Source organism: Streptomyces sp. Tu 2975, from assembly GCF_009832925.1.
GTDB lineage: Bacteria > Actinomycetota > Actinomycetes > Streptomycetales > Streptomycetaceae > Streptomyces.
Map to the genome: position 1 here is coordinate 2,479,020 of NZ_CP047140.1, position 24,434 is coordinate 2,503,453.

General features: G+C 70.4%; 23 protein-coding genes, 5 tRNA genes and 3 pseudogenes. 11 read left to right on the plus strand and 20 right to left on the minus strand.

The window, feature by feature from the left end:
• Positions 1-234 precede the first annotated feature (234 nt).
• Entirely contained in the window at positions 235-1,821 is a 1,587-nt protein-coding gene (locus GLX30_RS10770; protein WP_159686605.1) for a DAK2 domain-containing protein, read from the minus strand.
• Between the two features lie 271 nt (positions 1,822-2,092).
• Between GLX30_RS10770 and rpmB the strand changes: the two genes are divergently transcribed.
• The gene (rpmB, locus tag GLX30_RS10775; RefSeq protein ID WP_003957616.1) at positions 2,093-2,278 is read left to right on the plus strand and encodes a 50S ribosomal protein L28; all 186 of its coding nucleotides are present in this window, start codon (positions 2,093-2,095) and stop codon (positions 2,276-2,278) included.
• Between the two features lie 130 nt (positions 2,279-2,408).
• On the opposite strand, the gene thiD is transcribed toward rpmB, so the two are convergent.
• Positions 2,409-3,230 (minus strand): bifunctional hydroxymethylpyrimidine kinase/phosphomethylpyrimidine kinase, encoded by an 822-nt coding sequence (gene thiD / locus GLX30_RS10780; RefSeq protein ID WP_208545396.1) that lies wholly within the window; start codon positions 3,228-3,230, stop codon positions 2,409-2,411.
• Between the two features lie 10 nt (positions 3,231-3,240).
• On the minus strand, positions 3,241-4,212 hold the full coding sequence (locus tag GLX30_RS10785; RefSeq protein WP_159686608.1) for a thiamine-phosphate kinase: 972 nt from the start codon (positions 4,210-4,212) through the stop codon (positions 3,241-3,243).
• A 239-nt stretch (positions 4,213-4,451) separates the two neighbouring features.
• Between GLX30_RS10785 and GLX30_RS10790 the strand changes: the two genes are divergently transcribed.
• Positions 4,452-4,685 (plus strand): Lrp/AsnC ligand binding domain-containing protein, encoded by a 234-nt coding sequence (locus tag GLX30_RS10790; RefSeq protein WP_159686611.1) that lies wholly within the window; start codon positions 4,452-4,454, stop codon positions 4,683-4,685.
• A 20-nt stretch (positions 4,686-4,705) separates the two neighbouring features.
• Positions 4,706-5,176: a DUF3515 domain-containing protein gene (locus GLX30_RS10795; RefSeq protein ID WP_208545397.1), complete on the plus strand. Its 471-nt coding sequence runs from the start codon at positions 4,706-4,708 to the stop codon at positions 5,174-5,176.
• A gap of 10 nt (positions 5,177-5,186) precedes the next feature.
• Here GLX30_RS10795 and GLX30_RS10800 read toward each other — a convergent pair whose 3' ends face one another.
• The 3 genes from GLX30_RS10800 to GLX30_RS10810 are packed head-to-tail and all read right to left on the minus strand — an operon-like array spanning position 5,187 to position 8,138.
• Positions 5,187-6,344: a D-alanine--D-alanine ligase family protein gene (locus tag GLX30_RS10800; protein ID WP_159686614.1), complete on the minus strand. Its 1,158-nt coding sequence runs from the start codon at positions 6,342-6,344 to the stop codon at positions 5,187-5,189.
• Positions 6,345-6,378: 34 nt separating this feature from the next.
• Entirely contained in the window at positions 6,379-7,389 is a 1,011-nt protein-coding gene (locus GLX30_RS10805; RefSeq protein ID WP_159686617.1) for an NAD(P)H-dependent glycerol-3-phosphate dehydrogenase, read from the minus strand.
• Entirely contained in the window at positions 7,386-8,138 is a 753-nt protein-coding gene (locus tag GLX30_RS10810; protein WP_159686620.1) for a lysophospholipid acyltransferase family protein, read from the minus strand. The genes GLX30_RS10805 and GLX30_RS10810 overlap by 4 nt, the downstream gene beginning before the upstream one ends.
• A gap of 148 nt (positions 8,139-8,286) precedes the next feature.
• Here GLX30_RS10810 and cofC point away from each other — a divergent pair, with 148 nt between their 5' ends.
• Together cofC and GLX30_RS35175 are read left to right on the plus strand one after the other, a co-directional pair.
• Complete coding sequence (cofC, locus tag GLX30_RS10815; protein WP_244258103.1) at positions 8,287-9,003, plus strand: 2-phospho-L-lactate guanylyltransferase; 717 nt, start codon at positions 8,287-8,289, stop codon at positions 9,001-9,003.
• Positions 9,004-9,013: 10 nt separating this feature from the next.
• A complete protein-coding gene (locus GLX30_RS35175) occupies positions 9,014-9,217 on the plus strand; it encodes a hypothetical protein (protein WP_053556895.1) in 204 nt (67 codons plus the stop codon).
• Positions 9,218-9,350: 133 nt separating this feature from the next.
• Here the strand turns inward: GLX30_RS35175 and GLX30_RS10820 are convergent, their stop codons facing one another.
• From GLX30_RS10820 to leuC, 4 genes are all read right to left on the minus strand, one after another.
• Positions 9,351-10,001, minus strand: a complete 651-nt coding sequence (locus GLX30_RS10820) for an HU family DNA-binding protein (protein WP_005311432.1) — start codon at positions 9,999-10,001, stop codon at positions 9,351-9,353.
• A gap of 143 nt (positions 10,002-10,144) precedes the next feature.
• On the minus strand, positions 10,145-10,372 hold the full coding sequence (locus tag GLX30_RS10825) for a hypothetical protein (RefSeq protein WP_159686623.1): 228 nt from the start codon (positions 10,370-10,372) through the stop codon (positions 10,145-10,147).
• Between the two features lie 103 nt (positions 10,373-10,475).
• Complete coding sequence (gene leuD, locus GLX30_RS10830) at positions 10,476-11,069, minus strand: 3-isopropylmalate dehydratase small subunit (protein ID WP_159686626.1); 594 nt, start codon at positions 11,067-11,069, stop codon at positions 10,476-10,478.
• Positions 11,070-11,074: 5 nt separating this feature from the next.
• Positions 11,075-12,499 (minus strand): 3-isopropylmalate dehydratase large subunit, encoded by a 1,425-nt coding sequence (gene leuC, locus GLX30_RS10835; RefSeq protein ID WP_159686629.1) that lies wholly within the window; start codon positions 12,497-12,499, stop codon positions 11,075-11,077.
• Positions 12,500-12,643: 144 nt separating this feature from the next.
• Between leuC and ndgR the strand changes: the two genes are divergently transcribed.
• Entirely contained in the window at positions 12,644-13,360 is a 717-nt protein-coding gene (gene ndgR / locus GLX30_RS10840; protein WP_005311436.1) for an IclR family transcriptional regulator NdgR, read from the plus strand.
• Positions 13,361-13,485: 125 nt separating this feature from the next.
• A complete protein-coding gene (locus tag GLX30_RS10845; protein ID WP_159686632.1) occupies positions 13,486-13,734 on the plus strand; it encodes an SCO4226 family nickel-binding protein in 249 nt (82 codons plus the stop codon).
• A gap of 186 nt (positions 13,735-13,920) precedes the next feature.
• Here the strand turns inward: GLX30_RS10845 and GLX30_RS10850 are convergent.
• From GLX30_RS10850 to GLX30_RS34315, 10 genes and pseudogenes are all read right to left on the minus strand, one after another.
• Positions 13,921-13,993: transfer RNA gene (locus GLX30_RS10850), tRNA-Glu, on the minus strand.
• Positions 13,994-14,010: 17 nt separating this feature from the next.
• Positions 14,011-14,082 (minus strand) — tRNA-Gln (locus GLX30_RS10855).
• Between the two features lie 16 nt (positions 14,083-14,098).
• Positions 14,099-14,171, minus strand: a tRNA-Glu gene (locus tag GLX30_RS10860).
• An 87-nt stretch (positions 14,172-14,258) separates the two neighbouring features.
• Positions 14,259-14,331, minus strand: a tRNA-Glu gene (locus GLX30_RS10865).
• Positions 14,332-14,352: 21 nt separating this feature from the next.
• Positions 14,353-14,424 (minus strand) — tRNA-Gln (locus GLX30_RS10870).
• Positions 14,425-14,513: 89 nt separating this feature from the next.
• Positions 14,514-15,235 (minus strand): annotated as a pseudogene (locus tag GLX30_RS10875) (HAD family hydrolase).
• Between the two features lie 45 nt (positions 15,236-15,280).
• Positions 15,281-15,967 (minus strand): DUF4241 domain-containing protein, encoded by a 687-nt coding sequence (locus tag GLX30_RS10880; RefSeq protein ID WP_159686635.1) that lies wholly within the window; start codon positions 15,965-15,967, stop codon positions 15,281-15,283.
• 118 nt (positions 15,968-16,085) lie between these two features.
• Positions 16,086-17,560, minus strand: a pseudogene (gltX, locus tag GLX30_RS10885) (glutamate--tRNA ligase).
• Positions 17,553-18,326, minus strand: coding sequence for a fumarylacetoacetate hydrolase family protein (locus GLX30_RS10890; RefSeq protein ID WP_159686638.1), 774 nt, complete (start codon positions 18,324-18,326; stop codon positions 17,553-17,555). The pseudogene gltX and the gene GLX30_RS10890 overlap by 8 nt, the downstream one beginning before the upstream one ends.
• A gap of 122 nt (positions 18,327-18,448) precedes the next feature.
• Positions 18,449-18,622: a hypothetical protein gene (locus GLX30_RS34315; protein ID WP_167306809.1), complete on the minus strand. Its 174-nt coding sequence runs from the start codon at positions 18,620-18,622 to the stop codon at positions 18,449-18,451.
• 579 nt (positions 18,623-19,201) lie between these two features.
• Here GLX30_RS34315 and GLX30_RS10895 point away from each other — a divergent pair.
• The 4 genes and pseudogenes from GLX30_RS10895 to GLX30_RS10910 all read left to right on the plus strand — a co-directional run bounded on the left by GLX30_RS10895 (position 19,202) and on the right by GLX30_RS10910 (position 24,371).
• Positions 19,202-22,841: pseudogene (locus GLX30_RS10895) on the plus strand (nitrate- and nitrite sensing domain-containing protein).
• A 9-nt stretch (positions 22,842-22,850) separates the two neighbouring features.
• Positions 22,851-23,264 carry a roadblock/LC7 domain-containing protein gene (locus GLX30_RS10900; RefSeq protein WP_108152797.1) on the plus strand — a complete coding sequence of 138 codons (414 nt, stop codon included), beginning with the start codon at positions 22,851-22,853 and terminating at the stop codon, positions 23,262-23,264.
• Positions 23,265-23,404: 140 nt separating this feature from the next.
• A complete protein-coding gene (locus GLX30_RS10905) occupies positions 23,405-23,809 on the plus strand; it encodes a DUF742 domain-containing protein (protein ID WP_147988298.1) in 405 nt (134 codons plus the stop codon).
• Positions 23,790-24,371 (plus strand): ATP/GTP-binding protein, encoded by a 582-nt coding sequence (locus GLX30_RS10910; RefSeq protein ID WP_159686641.1) that lies wholly within the window; start codon positions 23,790-23,792, stop codon positions 24,369-24,371. Before GLX30_RS10905 ends, GLX30_RS10910 begins: the two co-directional genes overlap by 20 nt.
• The last annotated feature ends 63 nt before the right edge of the window (positions 24,372-24,434 follow it).

Sequence of the window (24,434 nt, forward strand, 5' to 3'; positions counted from 1 at the left end):
GGCCTGGCGGCCGTGGGAGGTGGCCCCAGGCGGGCTGGAACTGCCGCTGCGCGGCATCCGGCTCCGCCGCAGATCCAGCTCCGCCGGCGTTCGAAGAGCGGGGGTCCGGGGCACAGCCCCCGAGACACCGCGCCGAGCCCGGTGCCCGGTCCGGACGGAGCGCGGTGCCGGGTCCGGACGGAGCCCGGTTTCGGGAAGGGGCGGGGCGGGGAACAGGCTCCGCGCAGCGGACCCCTACTCCACCCCGATCAGCAGCGGCGTCGCCCGGTCCCCGCCGCCCTCGTACGTGACCGTGTCCACCGCCAAGTAGCCCTCGCGGACATGGGCTTCCAGCCTGTCGGACAGTCCCTCCGGCGCCGTGCCGCCCAGGACCAGGGTGACCAGTTCGCCGCCGGAGGAGAGCATGCGGTCCAGCAGGGTCAGCGCCGTCTCGGTGAGGTCCTCCCCGATCACGGCGACGTCGCCGTCGATCAGTCCCAGGACGTCGCCGGCCTGGCACACGCCCGCCGAGGTCCACGACCGGTGTTCCGCCACGGCCAGTTCGGCGTAGCGCGTCGCCCCGGCCGCGGCGGTCATGGCGACGACGTCCTCGTCGAAGCGGCGGTCCGGTGCGTGGACGGCCAGGGCCGCGATGCCCTGGACCGCGGAGCGGGTCGGGATCAGGGCGACGCGGACACCGGCCGTGCGGGCCTGCTCCGCTGCTGCGGCGGCCGTGTGCCGCAGGGACGTGTCGTTCGGGAGGAGGACGACCTCGCGGGCGTGCGCCCGGCGGATCGCCTCGACGAGTTCGCCGCTGGCCGGCGGCTCCCCCGGCCGGGCCGGGACCGTGGTCGCACCGGCCTGCCGGTACAGGTCGGCCAGCCCCTCGCCCTGCACCACCGCGACGACCGCCCGCTGGGCCTGCTCCCGCGCGGGAGCGGCAGCGGTGTCGAAGTGCGTGATGCGGATCCGGTACGGCCGGCCCGCCTCGACACCGGCTTCCACGGCCGCACCGGCGTCGTCCACGTGGACGTGGACGTTCCACAGGCCGTCGCCGCCGACGACGACGAGGGAGTCGCCGAGCCCGTCGAGGCGTGCCCGCAGCCGGGCGACGGACTCGTCGTCCGCCTCAAGGAGGTAGATCACTTCGAAGGCGGGGCCGCTGTCCGCGCACGGCTCGGCGGTCGGGTCCTGCCGGGCGGGGCGGGCATGAGCGGGCGAGGAGGCCGGCGGGGCCTCGCCGGAGACCGCCTGCACCAGTGCTCCGAGGACGGTCAGCAGTCCCTGTCCGCCGGCGTCCACGACACCCGCACGTGCCAGCACGGCGAGCTGGCCCGGTGTGGCGTCCAGCGCCGCCCGTGCGCCCGCGTAGGCGGCTCTCAGGGCGTCGGTGGGGGCGTTCTCCGCAGCGTCCGCCGCGGCCCCGGCGACGCTGAGGATCGTTCCCTCGACGGGGTGCGCCACCGCCTCACGCGCCAGTTCCGCGGCCCGCCGCAGCGCCCCTGCCAGGTGATCCCCGTCACCGAGCCGCTCGGCCATGCCGCGCAGCAGCTGGGCGAGGATCGTGCCCGAGTTGCCGCGGGCGCCGATGAGGGCGCCGTGGGCCATGGCCCGGACGACGTCGGCGAGTGCGGGTGAGGTGTGTCCCGTCTCGTGGGCGGCGAACACGGCCTCCACGGCCTGGGCGGCGGACTCCACGGTCAGATAGAGGTTCGTGCCGGTGTCCCCGTCGGCGACGGGGTACACGTTGATGGCGTCGATGTCCTCGCGCTCCCGGCCCAGGGACTCCAGCGCCAGGGAGCACCAGTCGCGTACGGCCGAGGCGTCGAGACTCTGCGGCACCTGGTGATCCTCCTTGAGCGGCCGGGCAGATCCTGGTGGCCGGCGGGGCCTCGGGCTGCGGGTCGTCCCGCAGCGTAGACCCCGGCCGCCGCCGTTGAGCAGGGCGGGGGGCGGCGGCAGCATGCTAGTTTCGTCTCTCGGAAGCAGTGGATGTATGCTGCTCCAGTTGCCCGATGAGAGTCGGGCCATTCCCCCGGCAAGCCACTTCAGATCTACTGATTCCGGCGCGCCGGATTCACCGTAAGTGCATCTGAAGTCTTTGGAGTGACCCGTGGCTGCCAACTGCGACGTCTGCGGCAAGGGGCCGGGCTTCGGCAACAACATTTCGCACTCGCACCGCCGTACGTCCCGTCGCTGGAACCCGAACATCCAGCGTGTGCGTGCAGTGGTCGGTCGGACGCCGAAGCGGCTCAACGTCTGCACCTCGTGCATCAAGGCCGGCAAGGTCTCGCGCTAAGTGATGCTCCCCGCGTCAGCGGGGATGATCCCGCCGACGTCTCGTCGTAGCGCAGCCCTCCGGTTGCCTTGAAAAGCCGGTCCACCTCGGTGGACCGGCTTTTTGCCGTGCTCCGCGACCGGCCGGGTCCTCACCGGGCTGGTTCCGGTGGGCGCCGGGCGCTCTGACGGAAGCGCCAGCCGTGATCCACCGGACCGATCCCCGCGCCCAGCGCGAAGCCCGTCGCGATCGCCCCCGTGACGTACTCCTTGGCCGCGTGGACGGCCTCCGGGACGGTCAGGCCCTGTGCCAGACCGGAGGCCACGGCGGACGCGAGCGTGCAGCCCGTGCCGTGGGTGTGGCGGTTGTCGTGACGGGGAGCGCGCAGCCAGTGCTCCTCGCCGCCGTCCGTGAGCAGGTCCACGGCGTCGCCTGCCAGGTGACCGCCCTTGATCAGCGCCCAGCGGGGCCCGAATCCGAGTACGGCCTCCGCGGCCCGGCGCATGCCGGCCTCGTCGCGGACCTCGATGCCGGTCAGCTGGGCCACCTCGTCCAGGTTGGGCGTGGCCACGGTCGCCGCGGGCAGCAGCTTCGTCCGCACGGAGTCGAGCGCGGAGGCCGCCAGCAGCGGGTCACCGTGCTTGGAGACGCCCACCGGGTCGACGACCACGGGCGCGTCCGTGCCGGTGAGCAGTTCCGCCACGGTCTCGACCAGTTCGGCGGAGGACAGCATCCCGGTCTTCACGGCCTGTACGCCGATGTCGTCGACGACGCTCCGGTACTGGGCGCGCACCGCCTCGACGGGCAGCTCCCATGCGCCCTGGACGCCCAGCGAGTTCTGGGCGGTGATCGCGGTCAGCACGCTCATGCCGTGCACACCGAGGGCCAGCATGGTCTTGAGGTCGGCCTGGATGCCCGCACCGCCGCCGGAATCGGATCCGGCGACGGTGAGCACGCGAGGGGGTATGTCCATACCCGGAAATCTACTTGCCGTCCTCGATGCCCCCGAAGTGGTCCCAGCCACCCTTGCTCGTCCACGGCGCCCCGTCGACGGTCACCTGGGGCAGCGCCGACGGGTTCAGCACCTCGCCGATGACCTTCCAGCGGGCGGGGAGCTTCACGTCGGGCGGGAAGGTGGCGACGATCGCGTGGTCCTCTCCCCCGGTCAGCACCCACTGCAGCGGGTCGACGCCGACCGCCTGGCCGATGTCGCTCATCTGCGTGGGGATGTCGATGAGCCCCGACCGCAGATCGATCCGGACCTTGCTCGCCTCGGCGATGTGCCCGAGGTCGGCGACGAGTCCGTCGCTGATGTCGCACATCGCGGTGGCGCCGAGCCCGGCCGCCGCGGGGCCCGCGTGGTACGGCGGCTCCGGTCTGCGGTGTGCCTCGACGAAGGCCCGCGGGGAGCGGAAACCACGCGACAGGACGGCGTGCCCGGCCGCGGACCAGCCCAACCAGCCGGTGTAGGCGACGACATCGCCGGACTGCGCGCCCGCGCGGGTCACGGGTTCGTGGTTGCGCAGATCGCCCAGCGCCGTGATCGCGATGGTGATGGTCTCGCCGCGGACGACATCGCCGCCGACGACGGCCGCGCCGGCGACCTGGCACTCGTCGCGGATGCCGTCCATGAGCTCGGTGGCCCAGGTGACGGGAAGTTCGGCCGGGACGACGAGCCCGAGGAGCAGCGCGGTCGGCACGGCACCCATCGCGGCGATGTCGGCCAGGTTCTGCGCGGCCGCCTTGCGTCCCACGTCGTACGCGGTGGACCAGTCGCGGCGGAAGTGCCGCCCCTCCAGCAGGATGTCCGTGCTGGCCACGACCCGTCGGTCGGGTGCGGCCACGACCGCGGCGTCGTCGCCCGGTCCGAGCCGTACCGCGGGGGTGGTGGTGAGCTTGGCGGTGAGTTCCTTGATGAGACCGAACTCCCCCAACTCGCCCACAGTTCCCTTCACCGAGTCACCTCTCCTTGTCGTGGACGCCGCGCGTGATTGCTGCGGTCGCGAGCTGCCACTGCTGTCGGTATCGTCAAGAGATACGTCAACTTCTGTTCGCCGTACGCCACGCTGCGGGCGCCGTCCGCCGCGAGGGTCTCCCCGTGGCCCGTGACGACGCGATACCGTGGCGACCCCTCTCCCTGGGATCTCCCCACCGACGGTAGGGGACATGATCCTCGTGCCGCCCTGGAGGCTCCGTGGTACAGGCGTACATCCTCATTCAGACCGAGGTGGGCAAGGCGTCGACCGTCGCCGAGACCATCGGAAAGATTCCCGGTGTGATCCAGGCCGAGGATGTGACCGGCCCGTACGACGTGATCGTGCGCGCGCAGGCCGACACCGTCGACGACCTGGGTCGCATGGTGGTCGCCAAGGTCCAGCAAGTGGACGGCATCACCCGCACCCTGACCTGCCCGGTCGTGCACATCTAGCCCCCGTCTACCCTTGGCCGGTGACGTCTTTCGGCCGCCGGTCCCTGATCCTGTCCGCAGCCGCCGTACTGGTGGCCGCCGCGGGCTGCTCCTCCACGGACGCGTCGGCGTCGATCACGGTTCCCAGCCCCCCGGCCGAGGAAGCAGCCCTGTGCCGTGCGCTGGACGGGGAGCTGCCGGACTCGGTCGACGGGCACGACCGCGACGACCCCGAGCCGTCGTCCGAACTCACCGCCGGCTGGGGCGATGCCGCGATCGTACTGCGCTGCGGTGTGGCCCGGCCGGTGGGGATGAGCGATCCGCAGGGCCAGGGCGTCGAGGTGGACGGCGTCAACTGGCTGCTGGAGGAGCGGGACGACGGCCCCCGCTTCACCACCACGTACCGCGAGACGTACGTGGAGGTCACACTCGGCGGCCGGTACATGCACGACATCGGCCCGCTCACGGACCTGGCCGGGCCCGTCAAGGAGACGGTCCCGGCCACCCTTTGACCTGCGGGTCCTATCGAAGCCCCGTCGAACGGGTCAGGGCGGCCCGGATCAGCCGGTCCACCAGCTCGGTGTAGGCGACGCCGCTCTCCTGCCACATCCGCGGATACATGGAGATCGGTGTGAAGCCCGGCATGGTGTTGATCTCGTTGATGACGAACTCGCCGTCCTCCGTGAGGAAGAAGTCCGCGCGGACCAGGCCCTCGCACGACGCCGCGTCGAACGCCGCGACCGCCAGCCGCTGCACCTCGGCGGTCTGCTCGTCGGTGAGCGGGGCGGGGACCAGGCCGGCCGCCGAGTCGATGTACTTGGCCTCGAAGTCGTAGAAATCGTGGGCCGTCACCGGCGGGATCTCGGCCGGGACGCTGGCGCGCGGGCCGTCCTCGAACTCGAGCACGCCGCACTCGATCTCCCGGCCGCGCAACAGCGACTCCACGAGGATCTTGGGGTCGTGGCGCTGCGCCTCGGCGATCGCGTCGTCCAGCCCCGCGAGACCGTCCACCTTGGTGATGCCCATCGAGGAGCCGCCTCGGGCGGGCTTGATGAACAGCGGCCAGCCGTGCTCGCCCGCGAAGTCCACGATCTTCTTCCGGGCGGCCGCGGGGTCGTTCGCCCACTCGCGCGGGCGGATCACCTCGTACGGACCGACGGGCAGGCCGAAGGAGACGAAGACCCGCTTCATGTACTCCTTGTCCTGGCCGACGGCCGAGGCGAGCACGCCCGAGCCGACGTACGGGACGCCGGAGAGCTCGAGCAACCCCTGGAGGGTGCCGTCCTCGCCGTACGGGCCGTGCAGCATCGGGAAGACGACGTCCACCTCGCCGAGCGCCTTGGGCACGGAGCCGGGCTCGCTGTAGACGACCTCACGGCTGCCGGGGTCGACGGAGAGCACCACGCCGCCCTCGTCGGACTCGGCGAGCTCCTCGACGTTCGGCGTCCTGCGGTCGGTGATCGCCATCCGGTCCGGCTCGTCGGCCGTGAGCGCCCACCGGCCGTCGGCGGTGATGCCGATCGGCAGGACGTCGTACTTGGTGCGGTCGATGGCCCGCAGCACCGCGCCCGCGGTGACCACGGAGATCCCGTGTTCGGAGCTGCGGCCGCCGAAGACGACGGCTACGCGCGGCTTGCGGAGCTGCTGCTCGGGGCTCTGGGGGAGGTTCTCGGTGCTCATATCGCGATGAGACTACCCGCTGGTTCGAACGACGTCAGCGTCGCTCGGGCTTGGCGGCGCGGGACATCAACTCCTTGAGAGCAACGACCGGCGGCTTCCCCTCGTGGACGATGCCGACGACCGTTTCCGTGATCGGCATGTCCACTCCGTGCCGGCGGGCCAGGTCCAGCACCGACTCGCAGGACTTGACGCCCTCCGCGGTCTGCTTGGTGACCGCGATGGTCTCCTCGAGGGTCATCCCGCGGCCCAGGTTGGTGCCGAAGGTGTGGTTGCGGGACAGCGGCGACGAGCAGGTCGCCACCAGGTCGCCAAGGCCCGCGAGCCCGGAGAACGTCAGCGGGTCGGCGCCCATGGCGAGGCCCAGCCGTGTCGTCTCCGCGAGACCGCGGGTGATCAGGGAGCCCTTGGCGTTGTCGCCGAGCCCCATGCCGTCGGCGATGCCGACGGCGAGGCCGATGACGTTCTTGACCGCGCCGCCCAGTTCGCAACCCACCACGTCGGTGTTGGTGTAGGGGCGGAAGTAGGGGGTGTGACAGGCGGCCTGGAGACGTTGCGCGACCGCCTCGTCACGGCAGGCGACCACGGCGGCGGCGGGCCGGCGCTGGGCGATCTCCTTGGCGAGGTTGGGACCGGTGACCACGGCGACGCGGTCGGCCGGCACGTGCGCGACCTCCTCGACGACCTCGCTCATCCGCTTGGCGGTGCCGAGTTCGACGCCCTTCATCAGGGAGACGAGCACGGTGTCGGCGGGCAGTTTCGGCACCCACGCGGCGAGATTGCCGCGCAGGGTCTGGGACGGGACGGCGAGGACGGTGAAGTCGGCCTCGTGCAGCGCCTCCGCCGGGTCCGTGGTGGCCCGCAGCTTCTCCGGGAGCTCGATCCCCGGCAGATAGTCGGGGTTGGTGCGGGTGGTGTTGACGGCGTCGACGAGGTTCGCGCGGCGTCCCCACAGGGTCACCTCGCAGCCGGCGTCCGCCAGCACCATGCCGAACGCCGTGCCCCACGAGCCCGTTCCGAAGACGGCGGCCTTGACCGGCTTTGTCACTTCGCTTCCTCCCCGGCGGCCTTGCGGCGCTGCTCCGCGCGGACTTCGCGCAGATCGAACGGCTTCTCCGGCGCCTTCTCGCCGCGCAGCTCCTCGAGCTGCTCCGTGACCGCGGCCATGATGGCCTCGGTCGCGGCCTTCAGGACGTCCGGTGTGGGATCCAGGTCGTAGAAGCGCGAGAGGTCGACCGGCGGGCCGGCCTGGACCTGGAGCGTCTTGCGCGGGAAGAGCCGGACCTTGTTCTCCTTGGCGTACGGCGGCACCGCCAAGTTGGCGCCCCACTGGGCGACCGGGATGACCGGCGCCTTCGTCTGCAGGGCGGCCCGCGCCACACCCGTCTTGGCGGTCATGGGCCACATGCCGGGGTCGCGGGTGAGCGTGCCCTCCGGGTAGAAGGCGACGCACTCGCCGCGCTCGACCGCGTCGACGGCGGCACGGAAGGCGCCGACGGCGTTGGAGGACTCGCGGTAGACGGGGATCTGCCGGGTGCCCCGCAGCAGGAGCCCGACGACGGGCGTCTTGAACAGCGCGGCCTTGGCCAGGAACCGCGGGACGCGTCCGGTGTTGTACTGGAAGTGCCCGTACGAGAACATGTCGAGGTACGAGTTGTGGTTGATGGCAGTGATGAATCCGCCCTCGACCGGAATGTGTTCCGTTCCCCGCCAGTCCCGCTTGAACAGAAGCAACAGCGGCGGCTTTGAGATGACCGCGGCCAGGCGGTACCAGAAGCCGATTCTACGGCGGGACACTCGGACACCTTCCTCTTACGACCGGGCTATTGCCTGGCTGCTGGGGGTCAAGTGTCGCCCCAGGCCTCTGGTCTGTCGAGAACACGGTACGCCCCGGCCGCGCCCCCTCCCCTCGGGGCCTTCTGAGATCCGGGCGACAATGGGCCCGATGCCCATGGACCAAGAGTTCGCCACGGACACGGAGCCGGTCTTCGCACCTGCCGACCTCTGGTCCCTGGTCGTACCCCTGAAGCCGCTGGCCCTGGCCAAGAGCCGGCTGGCGGGAGCGGCGGGCGACGTGCTGCGGCCCCGTCTCGCCCTCGCGTTCGCGCAGGACACCGTGGCGGCCGCGCTGGCCTGCCCTGCCGTACGGGATGTGGCGGTCGTCACGGACGATCCGACCGCCGCTGCCGGACTCGCGGCGCTGGGGGCGAGGATCGTGCCGGACGCCCCGGCGGCGGGCCTCAACGCGGCGCTGGCGCACGGCGCCGAAGTGGTGCGTGCCGCGCGCCCCTCCGCGGCGGTCGCCGCGCTCAACGCCGACCTGCCCGCATTGCGTACCGCCGAATTGGCGAGGGCCCTGGCGGCGGCTTCGGTATTTACCCGGGCATTTCTGACGGATGCGGCCGGAATCGGCACGACTTTGCTCTGCGCCCGGCCGGGGGCGGAATTGCGCCCCGCTTTCGGCGGCCCTTCACGCCGTGCGCATTTGGCTTCCGGTGCCACGGAAATCATGTCCGGCGATCTCGATTCCGTGCGCCAGGACGTGGACACCGGCGACGATCTGGCGGCCGCGCTCTTGCTCGGCGTGGGCCGGCACACCGCGGACCGTCTGGCGGCCGGCGCTCCCGCCGTACCGAGGAAGCACGCCGGCCAAGGGCACTAGGCTGGCGGCCATGCAGGCGACCTCGTACACCTACGATCCCGAGACCCGCAGCGGCAGTGTGCTGCTGGACGACGGCACCCCCGTGGACTTCGACGCGGCGGCCTTCGACGCGGGCGGACTGCGGCTGCTGCGGCCGGGGCAGCGGGTGCGGATCGAGACCGAGGGCGAGGGCGAGAGCCGCCGCGTCACGCTGGTGACGCTGTACACGTTCTGAAGGGCGCCGCGTACACGTTCCGGGAACGCCGTCGGACCGCACGCCGCGGGCCGGTCTCCCATGGGGAGACCGGCCCGGCGCGTGAGTGGCTGTGCGGCGCTCGGCCGCTTGTTCCAGGTGTGCGCTCTCGGCGCTACTTGTTCCTCGAGGTCGTCTTCTTGGCGGTGGTCTTGCGCGCCGTGGTCTTCTTGGCCGGCGCCTTCTTGGCCGTGGCCTTCTTGGCCGGCGCGGTCTTCTTCGCCGTGGCCTTCTTGGCGGTGGTCTTCGCCGGGGTCGCCTTCTTCGTGGCGGCCGTGGTCTTCTTCGCGGTCGTCTTGGCCGTCGACTTCTTCGCCGCCGCGGTGGTCTTCTTCGCCGCGGTCTTCTTGGCGCCCGTGGTCGTCTTCTTCGCCGCGGTCCGCTTCGCGGCGGCCTTCTTGGCCGCGGACTTGGCGATGGTGGGCGGCGGGCCGGAGAGGCTGCCCTTGGGGGCCTTCTTGACCGCGACCTCGCCTCCCTTGGGGAGCTTCTTCGAGCCGCTGACCAGGTCCTTGAAGCCCTGCCCTGCCCGGAAGCGCGGTACGGACGTCTTCTTGACCCGGACACGCTCGCCGGTCTGCGGGTTGCGAGCGTAGCGGGCGGGGCGGTCGACCTTCTCGAACGAGCCGAAGCCGGTGACCGAGACCCGGTCTCCGGCGACCGTTGCGCGGACGATCGCGTCAAGCACCGCGTCGACGGCGTCAGCGGCCTGCTGACGCCCGCCGAGCTTGTCGGCAATCGCTTCTACGAGCTGCGCCTTGTTCACGTCTTCCCCTTCGGAGACATTTGGCCGGAACGATCGCGTCCTGGCTTTTTCGCACGTTAGGCAGATATATACCGCAAATCAAACACGAAACGGGCTAATCACCCTAGTGCCGCAACGAAGTCGACCTCGGCGGAGTTCTGAGGTCAGCCGCCTTCGGGGAATCGACCCTCTTCCAGGTCCTTCAGCAACCGGTCCAGACGCGTTGCCGCGCCCGGGAGATCGTGCTTCGCCGCTGCCGTGATGACCAGCAGCTTCCGGGACAGCGCCATCCTTACGCCCTCCGGGACTTGCAGTTCGCGCACCGCTGTGTGCGCTTCCTTCAACCGGGCCGCGACCGCCTCGTAGAGCTCGAGTTGGCTGTCGCGTTCCATGCACCGATTGTGCCATCTGGGGCGAGTTGTCGCCCCATGGGGCCTCAACATACGACTGCGCCCCCGCCGTCAGGCGAGGGGCGCAGTTCGGGAAAACCGCTGCTCAGGCGTCAATTGTCCGGGGCTTGAAGGCCGGCCGGCCCGCCTCGTACGCCGCGATGTCCGCTTCGTTCTGAAGGGTGAGGCTGATGTCGTCGAGCCCGTTCAGCAGTCGCCAGCGGGCGTTCTCGTCGAGCTCGAAGTCCGCGGTGATTCCGGGCGCGAGGACCTGTCGCTTCTCGAGGTCGACGGTGACCTCGGCCGTCGGGTCGGCCTCCGTCAGCTCCCACAGAGCGTCCACGACGGACTGCTCGAGGACCACGGTCAGCAGGCCGTTCTTCAGCGAGTTGCCGCGGAAGATGTCGGCGAACCGGGAGGAGATGACGGCCTTGAAGCCGTAGTTCTGCAGGGCCCAGACGGCGTGCTCGCGCGACGATCCGGTGCCGAAGTCGGGGCCGGCGACGAGAACCGAGGCGCCCTTCCGCTCGGGGCGGTTGAGGACGAACGCGGGGTCCTTGCGCCAGGCCTCGAAGAGCCCGTCCTCGAAGCCGTCGCGGGTGACCTTCTTCAGCCAGTGGGCCGGGATGATCTGGTCGGTGTCGACGTTGCTGCGGCGCAGCGGGACGGCCCGGCCGGTGTGCGTGGTGAAAGCTTCCATGGTGTTCAGACTCCGGCGGGCGCAGGGGTTTCGGACAGGTCGGCGGGCGAGGCGAGGTGGCCCAGAACCGCGGTGGCGGCGGCGACCTGCGGGGAGACCAGGTGCGTACGGCCGCCCTTGCCCTGCCTGCCCTCGAAGTTGCGGTTGGAGGTGGAGGCGGAGCGCTCCCCGGGCGCGAGTTGGTCCGGGTTCATGCCGAGGCACATGGAGCAGCCGGCGTGCCGCCATTCGGCTCCGGCCTCCTTGAAGACCTTGTCCAGCCCCTCTTCCACGGCCTGCAGCGCGACGCGGACCGAGCCGGGGACGACCAGCATCCGTACACCGTCCGCGACTTTGCGGCCGTCCAGGATCGCGGCGGCGTTGCGCAGGTCCTCGATGCGTCCGTTGGTGCAGGAGCCTACGAAGACGGTGTCCACGTTGATGTCGCGCAGCGGCTGTCCGGCGGTCAACCCCATGTACTCCAGGGCCTTTTCCGCGGCCAGGCGCTCCGACGCGTCCTCGTACGAAGCAGGGTCGGGGACGTGTCCCGACAGCGGCGCGCCCTGGCCGGGGTTGGTGCCCCAGGTGACGAACGGGGCGAGTTCGGCGGCGTCGATGAAGACCTCGGCGTCGAACACCGCGTCGTCGTCGGTGCGCAGCGTCTTCCAGTACTCGACCGCGGCGTCCCAGTCGGCTCCCTGGGGCGCGTGGTCGCGGCCCTGGAGGTAGTCGAAGGTGGTGCGGTCGGGGGCGATCATGCCCGCGCGGGCGCCGGCCTCGATCGACATGTTGCAGATGGTCATCCGGGCTTCCATCGACAGCTTCTCGATGGCGGACCCGCGGTACTCGAGGACATAGCCCTGGCCGCCGCCGGTGCCGATCCTCGCGATGATGGCGAGGATCAGGTCCTTGGCGGTGACACCGTCGGGCAGCTCGCCCTCGACGGTGATGGCCATGGTCTTGGGGCGGGCCATGGGCAGCGTCTGGGTGGCCAGCACGTGCTCGACCTGCGAGGTGCCGATACCGAAGGCCAGCGCGCCGAACGCGCCGTGCGTGGAGGTGTGCGAGTCACCGCAGACCACGGTGGTGCCGGGCTGGGTCAGACCCAGCTGGGGGCCGACGACGTGCACGACGCCCTGCTCGACATCGCCCAGCGGGTGCAGCCGTACGCCGAACTCCGCGCAGTTCTTGCGCAGGGTCTCCAGCTGGACGCGGGAGACCGGGTCGGCGATCGGCTTGTCGATGTCGATGGTCGGGGTGTTGTGGTCCTCGGTCGCGATGGTGAGGTCGAGGCGGCGCACCTGCCGGCCGTTCTTCCGCAGACCGTCGAAGGCCTGGGGGCTGGTCACCTCGTGCAGCAGATGCAGATCGATGAAGAGGAGGTCGGGCTCGCCCTCGGCGCGCCGGACGACGTGGTCGTCCCAGACCTTCTCCGCGAGTGTCCTACCCATCGCTTTCCCTCCGGCCGGCTGTGCCGCCGACTCATCTAGAGATCTTGTGCAGTGCCCGTTGGTCCGCGGGCCGCCACTACAGCGTGGCAAGTTCCGGAGAAAATTGAACTTGCGTTTCACAGAGTGAGACGCGAGTATCGTTGCATGGACAACTCTAGCGGCGTCGGCGTCCTCGACAAGGCGGCCCTTGTCTTGAGCGCCCTGGAGTCCGGTCCGGCCACCCTCGCGGGGCTGGTCGCGGCCACGGGACTCGCACGACCAACAGCACATCGCCTGGCAGTGGCACTGGAGCACCACCGTATGGTGGCGCGCGACATGCAGGGCCGTTTCATCCTCGGCCCGCGGCTGGCGGAGCTCGCCGCCGCGGCGGGCGAGGACCGGCTGCTGGCCACGGCCGGGCCCGTACTCACACACCTGCGCGACGTGACCGGCGAGAGCGCGCAGCTCTACCGCCGGCAGGGAGACATGCGGATCTGCGTCGCGGCCGCCGAGCGGCTGTCCGGACTGCGGGACACCGTGCCCGTCGGTTCCACGCTCACGATGAAGGCCGGCTCCTCGGCCCAGATCCTCATGGCCTGGGAGGAGCCGGAGCGTCTGCACCGCGGCCTCCAGGGCGCGCGCTTCACGGCGACCGCCCTGTCCGGCGTCCGGCGCCGGGGCTGGGCCCAGTCGATCGGCGAGCGCGAGCCGGGCGTGGCGTCCGTGTCCGCGCCCGTGCGGGGCCCCTCCAACCGCGTGGTGGCCGCCGTCTCGGTCTCCGGACCGATCGAGCGCCTGACCCGCCACCCGGGCCGTATGCACGCCCAGGCGGTCATCGACGCCGCGGCCCGCCTGAGCGAGGCGCTGCGCCGCAACGGCTGATCCTTCCTTTCCGTACGTCCACGTCCGGCCGGCCCCTTCAACGCCGCAGGGGCCGGCCGGAGGTGTTCCCGGGCCCGGGCAGGTGCAGCATGGAAGTACCTGCGAGCGACGGAGGTGCTGGAGCGATGACCGAGTTCATGGACGTACACCGCGGGATGAAGGGCATCACGAGTGATCAGCTGATGGAGGCGCACCGCGCGGACCTCGCGATCGAGGGTGAGGAGAACGTGCACTTCAAGAAGGCGTGGGCGGACCCGGAGACGGGCACCGTGTACTGCCTGTCCGAAGGCCCCTCCGCGGACGCCGTGCAGCGCATCCACGAGCGCACGGGCCACCCTGCCGACGAGATCCACCCGGTGCCCCTCACTGTGTGAAGCCGGTACCCGAGGCTCCCGTCGTCGCCTGACGACGGGAGCCTCTCGCGGTTTCACACGTCCGAACTCGTCCTGGACACACGGGAGATGGGGTGGGCCCGCGGTGTCGGTAGGGCCGCCGGAAGAAGCGAGGCCGGGAACGCCGAAGGGGCCTTCCGACTGCTCGGAAGGCCCCTTCGGACTCTGTACCCCCGACCGGATTCGAACCGGCGCTACCGCCTTGAGAGGGCGGCGTGCTAGGCCGCTACACAACGGGGGCATGCATCCTGCGACGCGCTGGGCTACCAGGACTCGAACCTAGACTAAATGAACCAGAATCACTCGTGCTGCCAATTACACCATAGCCCATGGTGGTTTAGACCAGTACCCCCGACCGGATTCGAACCGGCGCTACCGCCTTGAGAGGGCGGCGTGCTAGGCCGCTACACAACGGGGGCCCTAGCGATCCTCGCCCGGCGGTAGCCGGACGTTGTCACCGCATGAAGCATCGGGTGCGACCCGGATGATCACGCGGGAAGGATCTGTACCCCCGACCGGATTCGAACCGGCGCTACTGCCTTGAGAGGGCAGCGTGCTAGGCCGCTACACAACGGGGGCTTTGCAGATAAGCTCTGCGAGCTGGCCTACCAGGACTCGAACCTAGACTAACTGAACCAGAATCAGTCGTGCTGCCAATTACACCATAGGCCACCAAAACTCAACCCCGGCTGGGGGTCTCGTTCGGTCTGCGCTTCCGGCTCCCGGGCTTTGGGCCCGCTCTCCTTGGCGCAGGAAGAACATTACCCGAAGGTGGACGGCGCTCCAAAACGGGTATCGGCGCGGAGCAGGCCCGGAAGCTCGTCGAGACCGGTGATCCTGATCAGTTCTGGACGCCCGCCGAGCCCCGCGCGGTCGAGCCAGATCCCGGTGAGTCCGGCCTCGACGGCGCCCCGTGCGTCGATGTCCGGCTGGTCCCCCACGTACGCGACCTCGTGCGGAGCCAGTTCCATGGCCTCACAGGCGGCCAGGAAGGCCCCGCCTCCGGCTTGGAGACACCGATCTCCACCGCGCACACGACGGCCTCGAAACGGTCCCGCACGCCGAGCGTCCGCAGCTTGCGGTCCTGGTTGTGGATGCTCGAGTTCGACAGAATCCCGTGACGATAGTCATGGGCGAGCAGGTCCAGAACGGGCACCGCGTCCGGAAAGAGGGACCACGCCGCCTCGTAGTGCCTGACATGCCTGCCGAACCAGGCGTCCGCCTCCGCGTCGGTCATGTCCCAGGCGGCGAGGAACGTGCGCACACGGTCGCGGCGCTGCCCCTGGAAGTCGGTCTCACCGGCCGCGAACCGGGCCCACTGCACGTCGGTGATCGCGCGCCATGCGACGAGGGCCTGCTCGAGGCTCTCGTATCCCTCGGGCAGGCCCTCGTGCGCGAGGTGCTTGCTCATGCCGACACGGTCGGCGCTCGCGTAGTCGAAGATCGTGTCGTCGATGTCCCAGAGCACGGCTCGGATCGGCATAGGGCCGAGATTACGCGGCGGGGCAGGTCTCCGGAACGGCGCGCGTCACCCCGCCGAGCGCTCTTCCTCCGAGGGGACGACGAAGAAGTCGGTGACGAAACAGGTGACATCGCCGTCCGCGTCCCGGCCGACCCAGGTCGGGTAGGCGCCGTCGCCCCAGCCGGACATGAAGGCGATCAGGTTGTGGCCGCTGTCGGGAGCGGTGATCGTGTGCGGGCCGAGGCCGGCGTCGCCACCGGCGTCGAAGGCGTCCCAGAGCGGGCCCTTGTCGCCGACGCAGTCCGGGAACGACTCGTCGCAGCCGGCGTCGTAGAAGCAGCCGGTACCGGCGTCGACGCCGTAGGCGAAGAACTCGTCGTCGGCGAGGGAGGCGGGGTCCTGACCGGCCTGGTGGGCGATCTCCCAGGCGACGGGCGCCGTGTCCCCGATCAGCAGGCGGGCGGCGGCGATCCGCAGATGCGGCGGCTCGTCGTCCGCGGGCTCCTCCTCGCGTTCGGTGATCGTGGCGACGGCGCACTCGACGCGGTAACGGCCGGGCGGGACCTCCGCGGTGAACGGTTCGGACTCGCCGGTGCCGAGCGAGACGAAGGGGTCGCAGGCCACGACCCTGCCCGTGGGCAGCCACAGCTCGCCGGCCGGGATCACAGACATCGTGCCGGCCTGTCCGCCCTCCTCCTCGAACCGGTTGCCCGGTGTGAAGTGCCAGGAGAAGTCGGGGGCGGGCATCGGCATGGGGTCCTCCGGCGGGGCGGTGATCGGGATCGCACCGACCCTAGTGGTGCGCTCCGACAACGTCCGAGGGGGCGGTGGCCTTCCACGGCCACCGCCCCCTCGGACGCGAACAGAACCCTTACGCGGCGAGCTTCGCCAGCGCCGCGTCGATACGGGCCAGCGTCTTGTCCTTGCCCAGGATCTCCAGGGACTCGAAGAGCGGCAGGCCGACCGTGCGCCCGGTCACGGCGACGCGGACCGGGGCCTGGGCCTTGCCGAGCTTGAGGCCGTGCTCCTCACCGGCGGCCAGGACGGCCTCCTTCAGGGACTCGGGGCTCGTCCAGTCGGCCGCCTCGAGCTTGGCGCGCGCGGTGGTGAGCAGCGCCACCGGGTCGCCCTTCATCGCCTTGGCCCAGGACGCCTCGTCCTCGACCGGCTCGTCGAGGAAGAGGAAGTCGACGTTCGCCGTGATGTCGGAGAGGACCGTGAGCCGGGTCTGGGCGTGGGGGCGATGGCCTCCCAGGCGGCGCGGTCGAAGTTCTCCGGCGCCCAGGCGGCGTGCGGGGCCTTGAGCCACGGCTCGCAGGCCTCGGTGAACGCCTTCACGTCGAGCATCCGGATGTGGTCGGCGTTGATCGCCTCGGCCTTCTTCAGGTCGAAGCGGGCAGGGTTGGCGTTGACGTCCGCGAGATCGAACTTCGCGACCATCTCGGGGACGGTGAAGATGTCCTGGTCGGCGGAGAAGGACCAGCCCAGCAGGGACAGGTAGTTCAGCAGACCCTCGGGGAGGAAGCCCCGCTCCCGGTAGAGATTGAGGGACGCCTGCGGGTCACGCTTGGAGAGCTTCTTGTTGCCCTCACCCATCACGTACGGCAGGTGCGCGAAGGACGGGATCTCCTTGGCGATGCCGAGCTCGATCAGCGCCTTGTAGAGCGCGATCTGCCGCGGGGTGGAGGACAGCAGGTCCTCGCCGCGCAGGACGTGGGTGATCTCCATCAACGCGTCGTCGACCGGGTTGACGAGCGTGTAGAGCGGGGCGCCGTTGGCGCGGACGATGCCGTAGTCCGGCACGTTGTCAGGGGTGAAGGTCAGTTCGCCGCGCACGAGGTCCGTGAAGGTGATCGGCTCCTCGGGCATCTTGAAGCGGACGATCGACTCGCGGCCCTCCGCCTCGTACGCCGCCTTCTGCTCGGCGTTCAGCGTGCGGCACTTGCCGTCGTAGCCGGAGGGCTTGCCGGCGGCGCGGGCGGCGTCACGGCGGGCCTCGAGCTCCAGAGCCGTGCAGTAGCAGTGGTAGGCGTATCCGCCGGCCAGCAGCTTCTCGGCGACGTCCTGGTAGACGTCCATCCGCTGCGACTGGCGGTAGGGCGCGTGCGGTCCGCCGACCTCGGGGCCCTCGTCCCAGTCGAGGCCGAGCCAGCGCATCGAGTCGAGCAGCTGGTTGTAGGACTCCTCCGAGTCACGGGCCGCGTCGGTGTCCTCGATGCGGAAGACCATGGTGCCGCCGGTGTGCCGGGCGTAGGCCCAGTTGAACAGGGCGGTGCGGACCAGGCCCACATGGGGGTTACCGGTCGGAGAGGGACAGAAACGTACGCGGACGGAGCCGTTAGCCACGCTTGATCACCTTGTTGGTGAGAGTGCCGATACCTTCGATGGTGACGGCGACCTCGTCGCCGACGTTGAGCGGGCCCACCCCCGCGGGGGTGCCCGTGAGAACGACGTCGCCCGGGAGCAGCGTCATGGCCTCGGTGATGTGCACGATCAGGTCCTCGACGGACCGGACCATCTCGCTGGTGCGGCCCAGCTGGCGCTGCTCGCCGTTGACGGTGCACTGGATCGTCACGTCGGCCGGGTCGAGGTCGGTCTCCACCCAGGGGCCGAGCGGGCACGAGGTGTCGAAGCCCTTGGCCCTGGCCCACTGCTTCTCGCGCCGCTGCGCGTCGCGCGCGGTGACGTCATTGGCGCAGGTGTAGCCGAAGACCACGTCCTTGACGCGTTCGCGGGGCACCTCACGGCACATCCGGCCGATGACGACCGCGAGCTCGGCCTCGTGGTGCAGCTCGTTCGAGAACGAGGGGTACTCGATGGCGTCACCCGAGCCGATCACCGAGGTGGTGGGCTTGAAGAAAGCGACGGGGACGTCGGGGACCTCGTTGCCGAGCTCCGCCGCGTGCTCCGCGTAGTTGCGGCCGATGGCCACGACCTTGTTGGGGAGCACGGGCGGCAGCAGGCGGACCTTGCTCAGCGGGACCTTGGTCCCTGAGAGCTCGAAGTCGGCGTACGGAATGCCCTTGATGATGTCGAGGACAAGGCCGTCCGGCCCGTCCTCGACCGCGCCGAAGGCGACATTGCCGTCGATGGAGAACCTGGCGATGCGCACGGGATGCTGTCGCCCCTCTTTACTTGGTCGCTGGCCGGAGACTGACGCTCCAGGCTAACGCGGCGAGGGGCGCCCGACCGGCTGCGTCACCGCGTACGTGACGGCAGTGATGACGCCGGCGGTCAGTTGGCGGGCGCGTCCATGAGGATCGTGCGGCGGGGGTTGGCCGTCTGGGTGGGAAGATCGAGCGAGTGCTCCTGCTGCTCCGGCGTCTGCAGCTCCTCCGCGTCCTTGAGGTGGGCGAGGGTGGTGCGCCGGGGGTTGGCTATGTTGCGGAACATCATCGTCGTCTTCATGTGGTGTGTCTGACCTTGTCCGAGTGCGGGCGCTACGGAGAAGCGCGGTTGACGGATTGCCCATCCCTGTAAAGCGTCAGGCTAAACATCGGATTCCCGTCGAATGCCAGGAAGACTCAACGATCACCGTGTGAGTTTGCTCACGAGGAGACCGGCAAATCAGGCAATCCGGACCCCTGATCGCGCTTGCGGAACCGGACATTAGGCCACTGAAGCCCGCATTCCGCTCCTGATCATCGCGACTGGGACACCCCCTCCGCCTAAGCGACTCGTAGCAAGAAGTCCGTTTTACCCAGGAACGACCTCAACGAGTTGTGACCGCACGCTTACATCGTGTCATCCAGGTCACAGGCCGGTACGTGGCCCTTGTTGGAGATCCGGCACTGTGCTGGAATTCCACGAACCGCCGCGGGATTCGAACCGGCGCGCAAGGGCGCAACGCAGCGCCGAGTTGCGGCGGGGAAGGGGGAGCAGCGCCGGTCACTCACGACCACCATGGGGCTCGATCACTGCCCCACGACGCCGACACCGTCCCGCCGTGCAAGCGGAGGGACGCCTGGTCCAGAGGTTGCGACGCTAGTGCAGGGACGTTTCAAGAGGGATGGCAACAGCGCGGCGGAACAGGAGCCGCGCGGCGGGACCGACCGCGGCTCCTCGCCCCAGCACACCCACAACCAGGGACCGGCGGCCCCCGGCGACGGCGGTGAGCGCGCAGGCCGCACCGGCGCCAAGACGTCCGGTGCCAAGGCCTCCCCGGCCGACGGCGCCGGCTCACCGGCCAGGCCGAAGGGCCCCACGGACACCGGTTCGCGAATAGCGCTGCGCAACTGGCGCATCAGCACGCGCCTGGTGTCCCTGCTCACCCTGCCGGTCGTCGCGGCGACCACGCTGGGCGGACTCCGTATCAACGAGTCCATGGACGACATGAAGCAGCTGGACCACATGCAGCTGCTCACCAAGATGACGACGGAAGCGACCGAGCTGGCGCACGCGCTCCAGCAGGAGCGTGACCTCTCCGCCGGCCCGCTGGCCAACGGCTCCGTCGACACCGACTTCAAGGTCTCCGGCCCGCGCACCCAGACCGACCGCGCCCGCAAGGCCTTCCTCGAGGCCACCCGTTCCATCCCGAACAAGGACGACGACGAGGCGCTGGAGTCGATCCGCGCCAACGCGAACCAGATCGCCGTCCAGGTCAACAACCTCAACACCATCCGGAACACCGCCTACAAGGGCAAGGTTCCGAAGTCGCAGACGGTGGAGGGCTACAGCCGTCTGATCGAGTCGCTGCTGAGCCTGTCCCAGGACATGGCGCAGGCGACCAGCAACCCGGAGATGATCAAGCGCACGCGCGCCCTGTCGGCGTTCTCCTCCGCCAAGGAGTACGCGTCGATCCAGCGCGCCATCATCGCCGCGGCGCTGCCCGGCGGCGACGACTCCGATACGCCCGGCCTCACCGAGAACGACCGCCTCTACGGACAGGCGGCGCTCGAGAACGGTGAGACGGAGCTCAAGAGCTTCAAGGCGATCTACGAGTCCACCGGCGGTGACTCCGAGGAACTGACGGCGCCGCTGGAGAACGAGAACCCGACGATCACCGCGGCCGAGCAGTACGCCAAGCGCGTTCTGGAGAACGAGAACGGTCTCGCGCAGCTGCCGAGCCGTTCCCACCTGGACTGGACCGACGACTACTCGGTCCGCATCAACGCGATGAAGACCATCGAGCAGACGTTGCTCGGCCAGATGGAGGCCGAGGCACGCAAGCTGCGTGAGGCGTCCCAGCAGGACGCGATCATCAACGGTGCGTTGATCCTCATCGTCCTCGGTGTGTCCCTCGTCGGTGCGTTCGTCGTGGCCCGCTCCATGATCCGTTCGCTGCGCCGGCTGCAGGACACCGCGACCAAGGTCGCCCAGGACCGTCTGCCCGAGCTGGTCAAGCAGCTCTCGGAGTCCGACCCGCAGGACGTCGACACCTCCGTCGAGTCCGTCGGTGTCCACTCCCGCGACGAGATCGGCAAGGTGGCCGCGGCCTTCGACGACGTGCACCGCGAGGCGGTCCGCCTCGCCGCCGAACAGGCGCTGCTGCGGGGCAACGTCAACGCGATGTTCACCAACCTCTCGCGCCGCAGCCAGGGTCTTATCCAGCGCCAGCTCTCGCTCATCTCCGAGCTGGAGTCGCGCGAGGCCGATCCGGACCAGCTGTCCTCGCTGTTCAAGCTCGACCACCTCGCGACCCGTATGCGCCGGAACGGCGAGAACCTTCTCGTCCTCGCGGGTGAGGAGCCGGGTCGCCGGTGGACCCGCCCCGTGCCGCTGGTCGACGTGCTCCGTGCCGCCGCCTCCGAGGTGGAGCAGTACGAGCGCATCGAGCTGGCCTCCGTGCCCGCCACCGAGGTCGCGGGCCGCGTCGTCAACGACCTCGTGCACCTGCTCGCAGAGCTGCTGGAGAACGCGACCTCGTTCTCCTCGCCACAGACCAAGGTCCGGGTCACCGGTCACGCGCTGCCCGACGGCCGCGTCCTGGTCGAAATCCACGACACCGGCATCGGCCTCTCCCCGAGGACCTCGCCGCGATCAACGAGCGGCTGGCGTCCCCGCCCACCGTTGACGTCTCGGTCTCCCGACGCATGGGTCTGTTCGTGGTCGGCCGGCTGTCCCTGCGACACGGCATCCGCATCCAGCTGCGTCCCTCCGACTCCGGTGGCACGACCGCGCTGGTCATGCTGCCCGTCGATGTCGCCCACGGCGGCAAGAAGGCTCCGGCGAAGCCAGGTGCGGGTGGCCAGGGCGCCGCTGCGCCGGCCGGTGGTGCTCCGGCCGGTCTGCCCGGCCGTCCCGGTGGCCCCGGCGGTGGCCGTCCCGGCCTCGGCGGCGGCAACGCGGGCGGCAACAACAACGGCGGTCCGCTCGGCGGTGCTCCCGCCGGTGCGGGAAGTGCTCCCGGCAACCGGCTCGGTGCCGGTGCGGCTCGCGGCCAGGTCGGCGCCGGTTCGGCTCCGCGCGCCGCGCTGCCCCCTCGTGACGACTCCGGCCGTCCGGCGCAGGGCATGCACAGCGCCCCGGGCATGCAGGGACAGGGTCAGCAGGGCCAGGGCGGCAGGCCCGGCCAGGCGCAGGACGGCTCCCGTCAGGGCGGCGCGTTCGGCGGCGGCCGTGGTCCGCAGGCTGCTCCCGCGCGGGGCGAGGCTCCCCAGAACGGTTTCCAGAAGGGCGCGGCGCCCGGTGCGGGCGACCGCGGCCGTCAGCTGCCGCCGCCCGGCGGTCCCCGTGCCGAGCTGCCCGGCGGCCCCGCGCCCCGGCGTGACGAGCCCGTGCCGCCGCGGCCGCAGCGACCGCAGACCACCAGCTGGGGCAGTGACCAGCCGTCGCAGCCGCAGCGTCCGTCCGCGGACGCGCCGCGCGGTCACGAGGACCACGACAGCAACCGGGGTCCGGGTTCGACCGCCGAGTTCGCGCGGCCCGACTACAACGCCGGTCCGCCGCAGGCCGGCCTCCCGGCCGGTCCCTCCTCGACGGGGCAGTTCGTGCGCCCGGACGTGTACGGGGCGACGAACCAGTCCTCCGCCGGCCAGTACGGCCGTCCGGAGGCGCAGGACCCGGCGTCCACCGCCCAGTTCGCCCGCCCGGACTACGGAGCGCCGCAGCCGCCCGCTCCGCAGCGGCGTGACGAGTCGAGTTTCGCGCCGCCGCGTCCGGCGGCCGGACTGCCCGCCCCGCAGCAGCCGGAGGCCCTGCCCCCGGCCGGGCCCGGTGACGGCCGTACCCCGCTGTACGACACCCTGGAGACCAACTGGTTCCGCGGTGTGCAGGCCGGCGGCCGGCCCGACGACGAGCAGCAGGCACCGGCCGAGCGTCCCGCTCAGCCGGCCCCCAGCGCACACCCGCGCCGAGCCCGGCGACCCCGGGCAACGCGTCCCATGCGAGTGGTGCCTGGCGCTCCTCGCCCAACGACGAGTTGGTACGTCAGGCCGAGCGGGTCAGGAAGCCTGCGGCCGGCGGCGTCACCACCTCCGGCCTGCCCCGGCGGGTCCCGCGCGCCAACCTCGTGCCGGGCACCGCTCAGGAGCAGAACCACCAGGCCGGTCCGCAGGTTTCGCGTGCGCCTGACGATGTGCGCGGCAGGCTGACCAATCTCCGCCGAGGTATCCAGCAAGGCCGTCAGCAGAACAGCTCGACGACCGGAAGCTTCAACCTCGGCCCCTCTCACCAGCAGGAGCGTTAGTTGAGCCCGATGAGCCAGGCGGCGCAGAATCTGAACTGGTTGATCACCAACTTCGTGGACAACACCCCAGGGGTGTCGCACACGGTGGTGGTCTCCGCCGACGGTCTTCTGCTGGCGATGTCCGAAGGTTTCCCGCGCGACCGCGCCGATCAGCTGGCGGCCGTGGCCTCCGGTCTGACCTCGCTGACCGCGGGCGCCTCCCGGATCTTCGAAGGCGGTCCGGTGGCCCAGACGGTCGTGGAGATGGAACGGGGGTTCCTCTTCCTCATGTCCGTCTCCGACGGGTCCTCGCTGGCCGTGCTCGCGCACCCCGACTGCGACATCGGCCTCGTGGGCTACGAGATGGCGCTCCTCGTGGATCGTGCGGGCAGCGTCCTCACTCCCGACCTTCGCGCCGAACTCCAGGGAAGCCTTCTGCACTGAGCCCGAGCCGCGAGCCGAACCCCACGCACCGGCTCGCGGCAATTCAGTCACCGCACCGTCACCAGCACGGCCGCCACAGGCCCCCCACCGGCCCAACCAGACGGCACAGCCGACCACTTGCTGTCACGCCCGGAGGATTCATGACCCCGCCACCCGCCTCTCACGATCCGTACGGTGCGTCGGTAGACGCGTACGGGGACGAGGGCGACCAGCCGCTGGTACGTCCGTACGCCATGACCGGCGGCCGGACCCGGCCGCGCTACCAGCTCGCCATCGAGGCGCTGGTCAGCACGACGGCCGATCCGGCTCTGCTCGCCGGGTTGCTTCCCGAGCACCAGCGGATCTGCCATCTGTGCCGGGAGGTCAAGTCCGTCGCCGAGATCTCGGCGCTGCTGTCGATGCCGCTCGGTGTCGCGCGGATCCTTGTCGCCGACCTGGCGGAGGCCGGCATGGTGGCCATTCACCAGCCGGGCAACGGAGAGGCCGGCGGCACGCCGGATGTGACACTGCTCGAAAGGGTGCTCAGTGGACTTCGCAAGCTCTAGCGGCGGTGCTGCCCGCTCAACCACCAGCGCGAAGATCGTGGTGGCGGGCGGCTTCGGCGTGGGCAAGACCACGTTCGTCGGCGCCGTCTCGGAGATCAACCCGCTGCGTACCGAAGCCGTCATGACCTCCGCCTCCGCGGGCATCGACGACCTCACCCACACCGGGGACAAGACGACGACCACCGTCGCCATGGACTTCGGCCGCATCACCCTCGACCAGGACCTCATCCTCTACCTGTTCGGCACCCCCGGACAGGACCGCTTCTGGTTCATGTGGGACGACCTCGTCCGCGGCGCCATCGGCGCCGTCGTCCTCGTCGACACCCGCCGCCTCGCCGACTGCTTCCCCGCCGTCGACTACTTCGAGAACTCCGGCCTCCCCTTCGTCATCGCCCTCAACGGCTTCGACGGACACCAGCCCTACAACCCCGAAGAAGTCCGCGAAGCACTCCAGATCGGCCCCGACACCCCCATCATCACCACCGACGCCCGCCACCGCGCCGACGCCAAGAGCGCACTCATCACCCTCGTCGAACACGCCCTCATGGCACGGCTGAAGTAGAATGGTGAAGTAGACGACCCAATACGGCAGTTGTCGTAGTTGCCGTGCGGCGGGCTGTGTCTT

Bases quoted from the DNA above. Each gene is read 5' to 3' on its own strand.
- thiD (WP_208545396.1), bottom strand. From the start codon at position 3,230: ATGGACATACCCCCTCGCGTGCTCACCGTCGCCGGATCCGATTCCGGC.
- GLX30_RS10800 (WP_159686614.1), bottom strand. From the start codon at position 6,344: ATGAGCACCGAGAACCTCCCCCAGAGCCCCGAGCAGCAGCTCCGCAAG.
- cofC (WP_244258103.1), top strand. From the start codon at position 8,287: ATGCCCATGGACCAAGAGTTCGCCACGGACACGGAGCCGGTCTTCGCA.
- GLX30_RS35175 (WP_053556895.1), top strand. From the start codon at position 9,014: ATGCAGGCGACCTCGTACACCTACGATCCCGAGACCCGCAGCGGCAGT.
- GLX30_RS10825 (WP_159686623.1), bottom strand. From the start codon at position 10,372: ATGGAACGCGACAGCCAACTCGAGCTCTACGAGGCGGTCGCGGCCCGG.
- leuD (WP_159686626.1), bottom strand. From the start codon at position 11,069: ATGGAAGCTTTCACCACGCACACCGGCCGGGCCGTCCCGCTGCGCCGC.
- leuC (WP_159686629.1), bottom strand. From the start codon at position 12,499: ATGGGTAGGACACTCGCGGAGAAGGTCTGGGACGACCACGTCGTCCGG.
- ndgR (WP_005311436.1), top strand. From the start codon at position 12,644: ATGGACAACTCTAGCGGCGTCGGCGTCCTCGACAAGGCGGCCCTTGTC.
- GLX30_RS10845 (WP_159686632.1), top strand. From the start codon at position 13,486: ATGACCGAGTTCATGGACGTACACCGCGGGATGAAGGGCATCACGAGT.
- GLX30_RS10880 (WP_159686635.1), bottom strand. From the start codon at position 15,967: ATGCCGATGCCCGCCCCCGACTTCTCCTGGCACTTCACACCGGGCAAC.
- GLX30_RS34315 (WP_167306809.1), bottom strand. From the start codon at position 18,622: ATGAAGACGACGATGATGTTCCGCAACATAGCCAACCCCCGGCGCACC.
- GLX30_RS10900 (WP_108152797.1), top strand. From the start codon at position 22,851: ATGAGCCAGGCGGCGCAGAATCTGAACTGGTTGATCACCAACTTCGTG.
- GLX30_RS10905 (WP_147988298.1), top strand. From the start codon at position 23,405: ATGACCCCGCCACCCGCCTCTCACGATCCGTACGGTGCGTCGGTAGAC.